Raw genomic sequence first — 13,382 nt, 5'->3', positions numbered from 1 at the left:
AAGTGCAGAAATCTCGGCTTATTATTAAAGTGTAAACTAATAATCAAATTAAACATGATGAAACAAAAAGCAAAAGATATTTAAAGAACAAGGCACTTCTTTTGTTTTTTAAGATGACGCATCAATCCTTCGCAAACAGTGATATTATTTCTATTCAAGACTTTTCTCGTGATGATATCTTATATATCCTTGAAATTGCCAAACGGATGGAGCAAAAACCTCATCCAGAACTCCTTCACGGCAAAGTTCTTGCAACTCTTTTCTTTGAGCCTTCGACACGAACACGGTTGAGTTTTGAAACCGCTATGCTCCAGCTTGGCGGAAAGGTCATTGGATTTTCAGATCAAAAGAATACCTCAACATCGAAAGGAGAAAGTTTACCTGATACCATTCGTATTGTCACCGGTTACAGTGATGTCATTGCTATCCGACATCCTCTTGAGGGATCTGCCCGTATTGCTGCCGAGATGTCAATCAAGCCAGTTATTAACGCAGGTGATGGTGCCAATCAACATCCAACCCAGACATTCCTCGATCTCTATACGATTATGAAGTATAAAGGAAAATTAACTGATCTCCATATTGGATTTTTAGGAGATTTAAAATATGGAAGAACAGTCCATTCTCTTGTTTCTGCTCTTGCGCATTTCAAATGCAAGATGTATTTTATTGCGCCAGAATCCTTGCGCATGCCCCGCGTGCAGCTTGAAGAACTACGGGAGAAAGGGATTTCATTTGTCGAAGTGACGCAGCTTCATGACGTGAGCAAAGAACTTGACATTCTGTATGCAACGAGAATTCAACAGGAACGGTTTGCAGATCCTGTTGAGTATCAAAAGGTAAGAGGTATCTATAAACTTGATAAAAGCATGTTAACTCATGTTAAAAAAGATCTGAAAATCTTACATCCACTCCCGAGAGTAGACGAAATTAACCCAGAATTAGATTCGAGTGAAAATGCAGTTTACTTCGAACAAGCATATAATGGCGTTCCGATTCGTCAAGCACTTTTAGCATTAATCCTGAATGCGATAACATGAAAACCGAAAAAGCGATGCCTGAAGATAAGGAACAAGCAAGTAAAGAAGGCGATTTACGTCCGTACAGAGTTTATGCTATCGAATATGGCACGGTTATTGACCATATTCCCCACGGAAAGGCCCTGAAGGCGCTTGAAGTCCTCGGATTAACTACCAAAACAACTGAACATATTATGACGGTTGGTATGAATCTTGAAAGCAAAAAACATGGCCACAAGGATGTTGTTAAAATTGAAGGCAAGGAGTTAACGGACAAAGAAGTAAATAAATTAGCCATGCTTGCACCAACCGCAACGATTAATATCATTCGGAACCATAGTGTTTTTAAGAAAATGACGGTAGAGGTTCCTAAAGAGATTGTAGGAATTCTTCGATGTTCAAATCCTAATTGTATTACGAACCATCTTACTACACCAACGAAATTTGTGTCGATCAAGAAACATCCACTAACTATCAAATGTTGGTATTGTGAACGAGCGATGGTTGGTGATGAAATTCAGTTCTAAAAACTGCTAAGAAAATGGCCATGAACATAACACTCTGTGGGATACGACTGCAAAATCCTACTATCCTTGCTTCAGGAATTCTTGGCGTAACCAAAGAATCGATTGACCGTCTGGGTAAAAAAGGTGCTGGCGCAGTTACGCTTAAATCACTCTGCCATGAAGAGCGAAAAGGTAATCCCAATCCAACGATGTTTGCTTATCCCGGTGGATTTCTGAACGGTGTTGGTCTTCCCGGACAAGGTATTGAGAGTGCATGCACAGAATTTGAGCGTTTAGATGACCTTTCTATTCCTGTTATCGGAAGTATCTTTGGTTATACTCTGGAGCAGTTTGGCAGTGTTGCAAAAAAAATGTCTTCGTTGAAGCCAGCAATGATCGAAGTTGATATTTCTTGTCCTCATATGGATTACGGGCAGGTTTATGACGCAGATCCAGCTTTAGCAGCAAAGGTAACCAAAGAGGTTAAACGAAATGTTGGAAAGATCCCTGTAAGCATTAAACTCAGTCCTAAAATCTATGATATCAAAGCAATGGCAAAGGCAGTTGAAGAGGCTGGCGCAGATGCTATTACTGCCATTAATGCCTATCCTGGTATGGTTATTGACCTTGAAACCTGCCGACCACTATTAGCGAGCAAAATAGGTGGCATTTCAGGCCCTGCATTAAAGCCAATAGCAGTGAAATGCGTGTATGAAATCTATGAAACGGTTAAGATTCCGATCATTGGAACTGGTGGAGTAACCTCGGGTAAAGATGCCATTGAAATGATTATGGCTGGTGCTACTGCTGTTGGCATTGGTACGGCAGTTTACTATCATGGTGATGAGGTCTTCCTCAAGATTTGTGAAGAGATGGAATCGTGGATGAAAGAGCATAAGATATCCTCGCTTGATGCAATCAGAGGATGCGCACACCAACAACAGAAAAAGTAAAACAACAAGAAGAAATAGCAAAAAGGATACAAAAGACACAATAAGGAGTATAAGGAGTATAAGGTGTTGTTATGGAAACGAATTGTTCGTGTAAAACAGATGTTCCTCGGGTCATGACCATCCATCGTATTTTGGAGGAGGGAAAAGGACAGTGTAGTTTTTTCTTTAAGAGTTTTCTTAATGGATCTAACAAACCTCCCCAACCAGGGCAGTTTGTCATGGTCTGGCTTCCGGGTGTTGATGAAAAACCTATGGCTATTTCTTACTCTACTGATAATGAATTTGCGTTTACCGCTCAAAGTGTTGGGCCTTTCACCCAAGCATTAACTCGATTAAAGAGAGGAGACCGTTTGGGAATACGAGGACCATACGGGAAAGGCTTTACGATAAAAAATCCTGCTTGTGTTGTTGCTGGTGGTGTTGGCATTGCATCAGTTGCTACCTTAATAGACCAACTACAAGATCCGCTTATTATCTATGGAACACGATCAAAAGCACAACTTATCTATCTTCAGCGCTACAAGAAGCAAGAAATGTTAATTACTACTGATGATGGCAGCCACGGAAAAAAAGGCTTTACGACCGATGTTCTTGTAGAAGTTCTTTCATCAAATAAAACAATCAAAATGATCTACACCTGCGGGCCAGAGATTATGATGAAAAAGGTTGTTGCCCTGTGTATGCAATACATGATTCCCTGCGAAGCATCACTTGAGCGTTATATGTCCTGCGGGTTTGGTGTTTGCGGCAAGTGTATGGTTAATGATAAAATCACCTGTATTGACGGGCCAGTGTTTTCAGGAAAAGTTTTGTCAACACTTTCAGAATTTGGAGCAACTGCCAGACTCAAAAGTGGAAGAAAAGTAAGTTTAGCAGAACATCATAAAGTTTAAGTTACCACGTTTTCCTTACTGTTTTCAAGGCTTCTTCAACATCATTCTCCTCGATATTGAGCGTCACATTCTGTTCCCGTAACAAATCAATAAATTCGCTTAAGGTTACCCCGGCCAATCTTGCTCCTAACCCTAAACTTACTTTTTTTTGGCGGAATAGCTCAATCGCCTTATATTTTTTTCCTTCCTGTACAAGCTCACGAAGAACGGTTGATTTTTTTTCTTTTAAAACCCGAGAGAAGAAGGTAAGATCTTCAGTGTCCATTCTTACGGATATTGTTTCCATTTTAGATTACCTCCTGTTTAAAATGATCGTAAATTCTCTGACTGTATCTTCCAATTTCAACTAAATTTTGCAGTTTTCGCAATGCTTGCTCTTTTGTTATAACTTTTTTTTCATACTGCCTAACAACAATTGCGAGTGCACAAATAAAGGGAATCTGTTTAAGTTTGCACACCTTCATAAGTTCGCCGTCATCAGTCAAAATTGCACCATGTTTTCTTTTATCAAATAAAGCATAGGTTGCAGCCTCTCCAGCGTCAAGCCGGAATTGGTCGATTACAGCTTCCCATCTTTTAGGGTTTGTTTTTTGAACGGAAATTTTTTTATTTTGAATCTCCTTTGCGATGAGCATTGTATCAAATGTCTTTTTTGCAAATATTTCAGCTTGAACTACTTCAGGAATTACGATTCTTGGTGCATTCTCCACAAACGTTTGTAGTGAGTTTATTTTGGCTAAGAGTATTAATGTTGAAGCATTTGAGACAAACATATTACTATTGTAAACATTTGTAATATATAAAGGTATTGACAAAACAAACAAAAAGTATTTATCTAGCAACCTTTTTTTGAGAGGTATGTCTCCATTAATACTTCTGAAAAAGGGTAAGATCTTGAAAGAAAGCAAGCTTTTTCTCGTTGATGTCCTTGTAGGTGGCGGGAAAATTGTGAAGATAAATGCGGAGATTAATCCTGCCAAGCAGAATATACCTATCATTGATTGCCAAAATCGTATTATTCTTCCTGGGCTTATTGATCCTCACGTTCATTTTCGAGAACCAGGATTAACGTACAAAGAAGATTTTTTCTCAGGCAGTTGCGCTGCGGCCAAAGGCGGTTTTACTGGCTTTTTTGATATGCCTAACACCATTCCACCGACAACGACCATTAAAGCCCTCGAAGAGAAAAAGAAACTTGCAGCAAAAAGTGTGGTACATTATGGATTTCATTTTGGAGCTGTTTCCAATAATCAGGAAGAACTGAGGAAGGCGTTACAACGATACGATATTTGCTCAATAAAGCTGTATATGGGACAAACAACCGGTGGGTTACTTGTTCAGGATGAAGATGTTCTCAAGGAGATTTTTAGTATGGTTGCCAAAGCAAAGAAAGTACTTTGTGTGCATGCAGAAGGAAAAGATGTCCAGAAAGCAATACTTCTTGCTCGTAACTATGGAACAACCTTGTACATCTGCCACGTGAGTAGTAAAGAAGAAATTGCTATGATTCGTCATGCAAAAAAACATCGTGACAAAAAAGCCCCTCTTTATGCAGAAGCTACTCCGCATCACCTGTTCTTGATGGACAATGATCAAGATCGTTTGCATGGATTTGCGGTGATGAAACCCTCCTTAAAGACCCGAGCAGATCAAAAAGCGCTCTGGCATGCTGTCAGTGATGGAACGATTGATACTCTTGGAACAGATCATGCCCCTCACACACGAGGAGAGAAGAAAAGTATAAATCCTCCGTTTGGAGTTCCTGGTGTTGAAACGGCTCTTCCGCTCATGCTTGATGCAGTGGGTAAAGGAAAAATAAGCCTTCACCGAATTCAGGAGATGATGGTCATAAAACCGGCCTACATCTTTGGCTTACGCACTAAGGGATATGTCAAAGAAGGCTATGACGCTGATCTTACTGTTGTTGATCTTCAGGTAAAACAACAGGTTACTGGAAAGACTTTTTTGAGCAAATGTACCTGGACGCCGTTTGAAGGGCTTGTCCTTCAGGGATGGCCAGTGATAACCGTTGTTAATGGAAAACTTATTTATGCAAATGGAAAGATAACAACAACAAAAGCCACACCCTTCTTTCAGAACCGTTCGTAAAACCCTAAAGGAATCACGCAGCAACAATTAACGTACTTGTTAGTGCTACGCCGTTTAAGCGACGCATTCTCTCAATCATAAACGAGGCCAATTGCTCTTGTGATTCTACATTCACTTTGGCAATCATATCCCATTCACCGAAGAGGACATGAGATTCTTCCACTTCAGGAAAATTCTCTAACTCCTCTTTCAAGGTTTTTTCCTCAGCTCGTTTTAATTTTATCAACACATAGGCTAACATAGCTATCCCTCCTTGTTGATCTACGGTAAGTATAAAGAGAGACGTACATAAAAACATTTCGGTCTTAGGTGGCCATAGTTTCCAAAAACCGACATTACCAGAAGGCATTACCAGAGAACGAAACACATATATAGTCTACGATTTTTTTTACCTGTATGTTTTATCACAACATCGATCCCGTATTGGTTAACCTTGGTCCTCTACAAATTCGCTATTATGGATTAGTCTATGTTTTTGGCATTCTTGTTGCCTATGTTATGCTTCGTTCTTTGTCAAAAAAGCAAGAGATCAAGAACATAACTGAAGAAAATCTGCTAGATTTCATGATTTATCTTACCCTTGCCGTTATCGTTGGAGGACGTCTCGGATTTTTTTTGTTCTACAATCTTGGTTCATTTCTGGAGAATCCACTAGAACTCTTCTATCTCTGGCATGGAGGGATGTCTTTTCATGGAGCATTGATAGGTGTTGCTATTGCAGGATACCTCTTTTGTCGTAAATACAAGGTAGATTTTTACGAGCTTGCAGATATTCTCGTTATTCCCGCTGCTTTGGCATTGGCATTTGGAAGGATTGCCAACTTTATCAATGCTGAGCTGATTGGTACGGTAACAACCGTACCGTGGTGTGTGCAATATCAAGGCGTTGAAGGATGTCGTCATCCCTCGCAACTGTATGAATCTCTCAAAAACCTTTTTATATTTGGCATTCTTTTCTGGACATGGAAATCAAAGAACCTTCCTAAGGGTTTACGTTTCTGGCTGTTCATCTGGCTTTATGGCGTTTTGCGCTTTATCACGAACTTTTGGAGAGACGATCCAAGAATTCTATTTGGTATAAGTACCGGACAATACTTCTCGCTGGTCATGGCCATTGTTGCGACTGTTTTTATTTACAAAATCTCTACTCGCTCGCAGAGATAAGGGAATTGTAACAACTCGTTAGACAAACCGAACAAAACTCAGAAATCCTGAATGACCGATGCCAATACTCTTTGGTCGAACTTTTCTCCCCTCAACATCCCATTCTCGCTGGATAATCTCAACGGTCTTGAGATGAATTAATCTGTCGTACGTATGTACGGCATTGACAAAGTCTTGAACTTGGGGGATTGTTGGACTATAAGAAACAAGAAAGCCACCGATGGTTAAGGCTTGATGAATGTGCGGCAATACCTTCCATGGTTCCGGAAGATCAAGAGAAACAACATCAAATGCAGTATCCTTTTCATATATGCTATCATAGATGTTTTGCTTTCTCACGGTTATGTTTTTTAGGCCAAGTGTTGTTATGTTTTGTTCTACAATCTTGATAAAATCATCTCGGATGTCATAGGTTACCACTTCCTTCACCAGATGGGCGAAGAAACAAGCCAATGCGCCACTGCCAGCACCAGCGTCAAGAACACGAGTTTCAGCACCCATTCCGGTTGTTGTTATAATAGCACCAACATCTTTTAGAGGAATGATCTGTGCATCTCGTTTGATCTTCGCGTACAGATCAATAAATTGGGGCGTAAGCACCACGAACTCTTTTCCCGTGTTGGATGTAACGATTGAACCATCCTTTTGTTGAAGATCTTTTGCTTTAATGACGCCAAACTGGGTGTGGTAATCTTGAGCACTATCTTTCACATAAAATACCTTTTTCTTGGTGTAGAGGAGTTTTTTAGTTGCCATATGATAGATTATAGTAAATAGTAAAGTAAACTAACGCTGACTTTTAACTGTATGGTAAGCCGCAAGCATTTCATAAAACTGTAGATGTGATCGAATCCCTGCTTGGAGACCATATTTAAGGAGAATGTTCTCATTGGTTCCATGATAATTGCTTCCAGGTTCTGCAAGGCCACTGACAATAACAGGACATTTCATGTGATGTTGGAATGCATAAGCCTGAGGAATACTGCCACCACCACCAACATAGTGGAAATCATCTACTCCAAAACCAGACTTCAGAGCCTCTTCCATCAGATGGATAATTGGATGTCCTTGTTGTTCACTAAACGCAGGGAGTGCATGAGCAAGATTCATCGCAACAGTTAAACTCCCCTCAGGAATTCTGTATTCTCTAGCTGCACCTCGAATGGCTTGCTCTACTAACTTTCCTAGATACCGTGGGTCTTGGCCTGGAGCTATTCTGATAGTAAACTTTAGTGACTGCTCAGGAGGAATCATTGAGCCATCCATCCCTGGACGCAAACGATGGGCTTCCAAGGTTGGCTCAAACCATAACCGTTCCCATACTGGTTCATCACTTGGCTGCAACCAGCGTGCTCCCTTACTTTTTTGATATGCTGTTTGATCGAAAGGAAGGGCTTCAAACCCTGCACGCATTTCAGGGGTAAGCGTTGTTCTTCCTTCATAAAACCTCGGTATGAGCACGCGCCCGTCAGGACCTTTTAATCTACCCCAGACGGCCATAACATAATCTATTGGATTCGGAAGAACATTTCCTGAATCAATACCAGAATGTTGGATAGCATTGGCTGTTGTGACCGTATACTCTCCAGCAATTGCTCCACGTAATGAGGTGGTTATCATAGGGATGCCAGGTACATGGGTTATGGAATCAAAAAGCGTAACCACAGTAGGCAGGATATTATGAGCGTTATCTTGAATATACGCTTCCAGGCCGCCTTCATCCCCACATTCTTCAGTCCCCTCGACAATAAAGAAAATATTTGCCGGCAGATCACCATTATAGGCGTCAAGTGCCCAAAGATGTGCCATCAATGGGCCTTTGTCATCCACACTACCCCGTGCATAAATTCTGGTATCAGTAACTTTTCTTCCTCCATGGAGGGTTACTTTTTCTGTTCTTGCCAACGGCTCAAACGGATCAGTGATCCATTTTTCTCCAGGATCATCACGCGAGGCAGGCTGCACATCAAAGTGGCAGTAATGCAAAACCGTTGGCTTGGAAGAATCATAAGAGTTTAGTCTGGCAACCACAAAGGGATGTGGCGTGTTATCAACAAGTTCAGCGTGAAACCCCCGCTTCCTTAACAGTTTTGCCACATATTCTCCACCTTCAACCACACGGTCATGCAGACCATACTCAGGATTACTAATGGTCTTTATCCGCAAGAAAGGAAAGAATTCTCCTTCTATCTTTGTGTTAAGTCCGTGCATTGCACGTTCTATACGTCGGTCAGTAGTAGTCATTAAGGGCTTCCCTCGGGTCGCATGAATGGAAAAGCAATTACCTCTCGAATGGAATCAGAGCCTGTTAAGAACATTACTAATCTGTCGATGCCTATGCCAAGACCAGCAGTTGGTGGCATTCCATATTCTATTGCGCGACAAAAGGGTTCATCGACACGATTTGGTACTGTTTGATCTCCGCTGCGGAACTGTCTGACTTGGGCTTCTAACAATTCACGTTGAAGCAGAGGATCATTTAATTCAGAGTAGGCATTTCCAATTTCAACACCATAGACAAATGGTTCGAATCGTTCAATAAGACGTGGATCCTGACGATGGCCTTTGCACAGGGGTGTACTTTCACGCGGATGGTCGATAACATGGGTTGGTTGAATAATGGTGTCTTCCACATACGCCTCAAAAAGTAGTTGTACCATGTCACCCCAGCTCTTGGTATCCTGATCATCAAGTTGGAGATACGGTTTTCCAGATTTATAGGGTTTTCTTGCTCGTTGACGAAGTTCTTCTGCATCCATCTTTTCAACATCCAATCCAGTCCTTTCAGCAATAAGATCAGTGAACCGTTCTCTTTTCCAAGGAGGCGTAAAATCAAGGGTTTGCTTTCCAAGTGGATGGTGAGGCATAGCATAACGAACCGTAGGAGAACCATTAACACGGTCAAAAATTTCTGCCCACATGTTTTCGGTTAATTTCATGAGGTCGTCGTAATCCCAAAAAGCTTTATAGCATTCCATCATGGTAAATTCAGGATTATGGGTTCGATCAACGCCTTCATTTCTGAAATTTTTACAAATGGTGTAGACTCCGTTAAACAAGCCACCGACCACGAGTTGTTTGAGATATAGTTCTGGAGAAATACTGAGAAACAACTCCATCCCGCGATATGCGTTGATCGTTGTCACAAACGGTCGTGCAGCTGCACCGCCATACACGGGTTGTAAGGTAGGTATTTCAACCTCAGTATAGCCATGGCGTTCAAGAATTTCACGCATAGAACTTATTGCCTTGGCGCGTTTCAAAAGAATGTCACGTGCTCCTGGGTGCATAATCAAACGAAGCGCAGGCTGTCGATACATGAGCTCTGGGTCTACAAGGCCTCCTTTTCTTTCTCCAGCAGCGGTTGTGTACTCTGGTGTAGGAAGTGGTCGTAATGATTTGGTTAAAAGCGTTACTTGGTCAGCATCGACGGTGAGTTCTCCAGTTCTTGTTCTCATAACCTTGCCTTCAATGCCAACAATATCGCCTCTGTCAATCTGTTGTCTGATTCTTGTGTAGTCGTCATTACCAACCCTATCACTACGAACAGAAATCTGTAATTTCCCCCCCTGGTCATACATATCCATGAAGGTTTGGCGACCCTTGCGACGGATCACCATCACTCGTCCAGCGACAAGTACCCGGTCATCAAGAGAAATTCTGGGATTAACTCTTTCGTCATATGCAGCTCGAACATCAGCGGTTGTATGTGTCAAAGCAAAACGATAAGGATACGGATTTGTTCCGCTAGCACGTATTTGTTGGATAAGGGCTCTTCGATGGGCCATAATCTCTTCTTCACTTTGTCCCGGCATAGTGTCCAGAAACCAAAGAGGGTATTTAATAATTTTGTTTTTGATTGTCAAAATATTTATAAATAACCCGCAATTTCCGATAGCATGGTTCGTCAAAAGGTCCTTGTTTTAGGTGCTGGGCAGGTGGCCGGACCTGCAATTGAACAATTAGCGCATTCTTATGACCTTCTGGTTGTTGACTCTAATCCAGAAGCTACTGGACGTATTGCAGAAAGAATAAGGGGAATTGAAGGACACGCATTAGAAACGCGGGTTAGCGATGCCGGTGATCTGTGGTCTATTCTATCTGATGGTCAAAAAGCAGATCTTGTTATTAGTCTCCTACCCCCTCCAATGCACCCCGATATTGCAGAGGTTTGCATTGATAAAGGAATCCATCTCATTACACCTTCGTATGCAGGAGAGCGGATGCGTCAATTGTCAGAAGCTGCAGAACGTGCAGGAGTTTTACTTCTCAATGAGGTTGGTCTTGATCCAGGCATTGACCATATGAGTGCCATGAGAATGATTGCTGACGTCCATCAACGAGGCGGAAGAGTCCTTTCTTTTGAGTCCTACTGTGGAGGGCTTCCTTCAGATCCTACAAATAATCCTTTGAGTTATCAGTTGAGCTGGAGTCCTCGGGGAATGCTTACGGCAACAAAAAACCCAGCAAGATTTATGCGTTCTGGTACCATCGTAGAGCTTCCAGAAGGTAGATTATACACTGAAACCTTTACCGTAACGCTTCCTGATGGAAGGACATTTGAAGCCTATTATAATCGCGATTCATTACCATACGTTGATACGTATGGTCTTACTGGGGAAGTAGAAACTTTTTTCCGTGGAACGCTTCGTTACGCTGGCTGGAGCGAAACGGTACAGGCACTTACGAAACTTGGATGTTTTGATGGTACTGCCAAAAAGACAGAGGAAAGCGTGAAAACCTATCGAGATATTTTCTCTGAAAAGTATAGGCACGCTAGACACGGGGGCCGAAATGGATCGTTTACACCAGCAACAGCTGCAGCATATCTCGGTATTGATGCTTCCTCTCTGGTCATGCAACGTCTGGAGTGGCTTGGTATCTTCTCAGATGAACAACTCAGCGCAGATGCTCATGTTCCTTTTGATGCACTCGTGAGTTTGGTGAACCAAAAGTTACAATATGCCCCGGGCCAAACAGATTTGGTTGTCATGCATCATACCCTTCTTGCATCATACGGTTCTCAGAGAGAGCAGGTAAACTCCTCTTTTATCAAAGAAGGTATCCCTCATGGAGATACTGCAATGGCAATTACCGTAGGATTACCTGTTGCTTATGCAGCAGAACTTGTACTTCAAGGTAACCTTCGAGGCTTGTCTGGAGTCCATATCCCAACATTGCCGGAGATTTACCATCCTCTTTTAGAAAAGCTCGGAAGAGGCGTTGTTCATTTCCAGGAGACAAGGGAACAAGGAGTATAATGGTTAAAAATAAATGGGGGATGGGAGCATGGTACGAGAAATTACCGATGGTGTTGTTCGACTAGGTGTTGTAAAATCAATGAAAGCTGGTGACTCTCGTGTTGCCGTTTCACCACCGAATGTTCCTCTTCTAAAAAATGCACCGTGGGATAATGGCAGAGATCGTGTTGATCTTGAAGTAATGGTCGAAAAAGATGCGGGAGAAAAATCAGGATACGCCGATAAGGATTATGAAGCTGTTGGTGCACGAATCGTTGACTTAGACGAGGTTATGGAAACAGGTCATATACTTCTTGATGTCAAACAACGACCAGTAGAGGGCGTTCTTCCTGATGGAGTCAATTTCTTTTATGCTCATGTTGAAAAAGGGCAAGGACCAGAGCAGTTGCGCGCATTACTCGGACGAGGAGGAGTTACGGCATATTCACCAGAAACCATCTGGGTTCTGGATGGAAGAACCGGTGAACAACGTCGTGGAGTTAACCTTGGGTATTATGCTGGCGTTGGCGGTGTACATCTTCTCTTAGAAGGTGTTAATCTTTCTCACCGAGCACAAGGGTATGCGAATAGTCATCCCTTTCATTTTTTTCCTGAGGTTCACGGAGCAAATTACGATCAGATTTCTCATGCGTATGGAAAAATTGGTGACCAAGAAAGAGGATTACGTTTTGCAATTATTGGAGGATCAAACGGATTGGTTTCAAGTGGAGCGAGTCGTGAGTTCAGGATTGCAGGTTTGTCTTTTGATCTTCTTTACAAAGATATCACTCGAGATGAAGTGAAAATGGTTGATGTAGCACCTCAATATGATGGAATTATCAATGCGAGCGTTTGGAATCCTGGTGATCCAAGAATTGTTACCAGAAATGTCTTAGCAGCAATGAAAGAGGGTGCAGTATTTATCGATGATACTTGTGATCAAGATAGATCCAGTACACCAGATGGTGAAGGAGATCCGGTTATTGGTGGTGTTCGTTATTCCTTTGAAACAAAGTGGGGAGACCCCAATGCATTTTATTGGGTTGGTCCAGATGGACATACTTTTGAAGCCTCTTCTCCTCGTGAACAAAGCAACGGGGCTCGTGTTCTCTACAATACTATAGGTATGATTCCCGGAGGAACAACAACCGCAAAAGCAGCCTCTGATGCATATTTTAGAATGATCTTTCCCTATCTTGTGAATATCATACGAGCTGTGTCGCAGGGAACAACGCTTCCTGAAAACGGCATGGTTGTTCGTGACGGAAGGATTTTCCATCCAATGCTTCGAGAACAGGTTGGGATGAGAAACGATTTAGCTGAGTTCAGACCGCATTTGTAAACTCCATAAACTCCATTTAGGCTTGCTGCATGAAAGAAACCTACTTGGCTTTAGCCAAGAGATGAATTTCATTGTATAAGCAGCAAGCAAAAGTTTTTGTTCTAGCGTTTTTACTTCTTAATCGACTAAGAAAAAAGCAATTAAGCGAACCAAAAT

General features: G+C 41.9%; 14 protein-coding genes. 8 read left to right on the top strand and 6 right to left on the bottom strand.

What is annotated here, in order from left to right; genetic code table 11:
• Nucleotides 1-113: 113 nt before the first annotated feature.
• The 4 genes from pyrB (at nucleotide 114) to HYW21_02185 (ending at nucleotide 3,371) form a co-directional block, all read left to right on the top strand.
• The gene (gene pyrB / locus HYW21_02200) at nucleotides 114-1,040 is read left to right on the top strand and encodes an aspartate carbamoyltransferase (protein MBI2548138.1); all 927 of its coding nucleotides are present in this window, start codon (nucleotides 114-116) and stop codon (nucleotides 1,038-1,040) included.
• Between the two features lie 14 nt (nucleotides 1,041-1,054).
• The gene (locus HYW21_02195; GenBank protein ID MBI2548137.1) at nucleotides 1,055-1,546 is read left to right on the top strand and encodes an aspartate carbamoyltransferase regulatory subunit; all 492 of its coding nucleotides are present in this window, start codon (nucleotides 1,055-1,057) and stop codon (nucleotides 1,544-1,546) included.
• A gap of 20 nt (nucleotides 1,547-1,566) precedes the next feature.
• Nucleotides 1,567-2,478, top strand: coding sequence for a dihydroorotate dehydrogenase (locus HYW21_02190; GenBank protein MBI2548136.1), 912 nt, complete (start codon nucleotides 1,567-1,569; stop codon nucleotides 2,476-2,478).
• A 71-nt stretch (nucleotides 2,479-2,549) separates the two neighbouring features.
• On the top strand, nucleotides 2,550-3,371 hold the full coding sequence (locus tag HYW21_02185; protein ID MBI2548135.1) for a dihydroorotate dehydrogenase electron transfer subunit: 822 nt from the start codon (nucleotides 2,550-2,552) through the stop codon (nucleotides 3,369-3,371).
• Nucleotide 3,372: 1 nt separating this feature from the next.
• Here the strand turns inward: HYW21_02185 and HYW21_02180 are convergent, their stop codons facing one another.
• Entirely contained in the window at nucleotides 3,373-3,657 is a 285-nt protein-coding gene (locus HYW21_02180; protein MBI2548134.1) for a UPF0175 family protein, read from the bottom strand.
• A 1-nt stretch (nucleotide 3,658) separates the two neighbouring features.
• Nucleotides 3,659-4,144, bottom strand: coding sequence for a hypothetical protein (locus HYW21_02175; protein MBI2548133.1), 486 nt, complete (start codon nucleotides 4,142-4,144; stop codon nucleotides 3,659-3,661).
• Between the two features lie 85 nt (nucleotides 4,145-4,229).
• Here HYW21_02175 and HYW21_02170 point away from each other — a divergent pair, with 85 nt between their 5' ends.
• Nucleotides 4,230-5,480, top strand: a complete 1,251-nt coding sequence (locus HYW21_02170; GenBank protein MBI2548132.1) for a dihydroorotase family protein — start codon at nucleotides 4,230-4,232, stop codon at nucleotides 5,478-5,480.
• A gap of 13 nt (nucleotides 5,481-5,493) precedes the next feature.
• Here HYW21_02170 and HYW21_02165 read toward each other — a convergent pair whose 3' ends face one another.
• Nucleotides 5,494-5,721, bottom strand: coding sequence for an Lrp/AsnC ligand binding domain-containing protein (locus HYW21_02165; GenBank protein ID MBI2548131.1), 228 nt, complete (start codon nucleotides 5,719-5,721; stop codon nucleotides 5,494-5,496).
• Between the two features lie 155 nt (nucleotides 5,722-5,876).
• Here HYW21_02165 and lgt point away from each other — a divergent pair, with 155 nt between their 5' ends.
• On the top strand, nucleotides 5,877-6,644 hold the full coding sequence (lgt, locus tag HYW21_02160; GenBank protein MBI2548130.1) for a prolipoprotein diacylglyceryl transferase: 768 nt from the start codon (nucleotides 5,877-5,879) through the stop codon (nucleotides 6,642-6,644).
• 18 nt (nucleotides 6,645-6,662) lie between these two features.
• Here the strand turns inward: lgt and HYW21_02155 are convergent, their stop codons facing one another.
• The 3 genes from HYW21_02155 to lysS are packed head-to-tail and all read right to left on the bottom strand — an operon-like array spanning nucleotide 6,663 to nucleotide 10,459.
• Nucleotides 6,663-7,400: a methyltransferase domain-containing protein gene (locus tag HYW21_02155; protein MBI2548129.1), complete on the bottom strand. Its 738-nt coding sequence runs from the start codon at nucleotides 7,398-7,400 to the stop codon at nucleotides 6,663-6,665.
• Nucleotides 7,401-7,430: 30 nt separating this feature from the next.
• Nucleotides 7,431-8,888: a M20/M25/M40 family metallo-hydrolase gene (locus tag HYW21_02150; GenBank protein MBI2548128.1), complete on the bottom strand. Its 1,458-nt coding sequence runs from the start codon at nucleotides 8,886-8,888 to the stop codon at nucleotides 7,431-7,433.
• Nucleotides 8,888-10,459, bottom strand: a complete 1,572-nt coding sequence (gene lysS, locus HYW21_02145; protein MBI2548127.1) for a lysine--tRNA ligase — start codon at nucleotides 10,457-10,459, stop codon at nucleotides 8,888-8,890. Before lysS ends, HYW21_02150 begins: the two co-directional genes overlap by 1 nt.
• An 84-nt stretch (nucleotides 10,460-10,543) precedes the next feature.
• On the opposite strand from lysS, the gene HYW21_02140 reads away from it, so the two are divergent.
• Nucleotides 10,544-11,905: a saccharopine dehydrogenase NADP-binding domain-containing protein gene (locus HYW21_02140; protein MBI2548126.1), complete on the top strand. Its 1,362-nt coding sequence runs from the start codon at nucleotides 10,544-10,546 to the stop codon at nucleotides 11,903-11,905.
• Nucleotides 11,906-11,933: 28 nt separating this feature from the next.
• Complete coding sequence (locus HYW21_02135) at nucleotides 11,934-13,226, top strand: hypothetical protein (GenBank protein MBI2548125.1); 1,293 nt, start codon at nucleotides 11,934-11,936, stop codon at nucleotides 13,224-13,226.
• Nucleotides 13,227-13,382: the final 156 nt, after the last annotated feature.

Source organism: Candidatus Woesearchaeota archaeon (assembly GCA_016187565.1).
Classification (GTDB): domain Archaea; phylum Nanobdellota; class Nanobdellia; order Woesearchaeales; family JACPJR01; genus JACPJR01.
Note: the sequence above shows the minus strand (reverse complement) of the source record. Positions and strands in the feature narration are given on the sequence as shown.

Excerpts from the sequence above, each read along its gene's own strand:
- HYW21_02175 (MBI2548133.1), bottom strand. The coding sequence starts at position 4,144 with ATGTTTGTCTCAAATGCTTCAACATTAATACTCTTAGCCAAAATAAAC.
- HYW21_02140 (MBI2548126.1), top strand. The coding sequence starts at position 10,544 with ATGGTTCGTCAAAAGGTCCTTGTTTTAGGTGCTGGGCAGGTGGCCGGA.
- lysS (MBI2548127.1), bottom strand. The coding sequence starts at position 10,459 with ATGCCGGGACAAAGTGAAGAAGAGATTATGGCCCATCGAAGAGCCCTT.
- HYW21_02190 (MBI2548136.1), top strand. The coding sequence starts at position 1,567 with ATGAACATAACACTCTGTGGGATACGACTGCAAAATCCTACTATCCTT.
- HYW21_02195 (MBI2548137.1), top strand. The coding sequence starts at position 1,055 with ATGCCTGAAGATAAGGAACAAGCAAGTAAAGAAGGCGATTTACGTCCG.
- lgt (MBI2548130.1), top strand. The coding sequence starts at position 5,877 with ATGTTTTATCACAACATCGATCCCGTATTGGTTAACCTTGGTCCTCTA.
- HYW21_02165 (MBI2548131.1), bottom strand. The coding sequence starts at position 5,721 with ATGTTAGCCTATGTGTTGATAAAATTAAAACGAGCTGAGGAAAAAACC.
- HYW21_02135 (MBI2548125.1), top strand. The coding sequence starts at position 11,934 with ATGGTACGAGAAATTACCGATGGTGTTGTTCGACTAGGTGTTGTAAAA.
- HYW21_02185 (MBI2548135.1), top strand. The coding sequence starts at position 2,550 with ATGGAAACGAATTGTTCGTGTAAAACAGATGTTCCTCGGGTCATGACC.
- HYW21_02170 (MBI2548132.1), top strand. The coding sequence starts at position 4,230 with ATGTCTCCATTAATACTTCTGAAAAAGGGTAAGATCTTGAAAGAAAGC.
- HYW21_02180 (MBI2548134.1), bottom strand. The coding sequence starts at position 3,657 with ATGGAAACAATATCCGTAAGAATGGACACTGAAGATCTTACCTTCTTC.
- pyrB (MBI2548138.1), top strand. The coding sequence starts at position 114 with ATGACGCATCAATCCTTCGCAAACAGTGATATTATTTCTATTCAAGAC.
- HYW21_02150 (MBI2548128.1), bottom strand. The coding sequence starts at position 8,888 with ATGACTACTACTGACCGACGTATAGAACGTGCAATGCACGGACTTAAC.
- HYW21_02155 (MBI2548129.1), bottom strand. The coding sequence starts at position 7,400 with ATGGCAACTAAAAAACTCCTCTACACCAAGAAAAAGGTATTTTATGTG.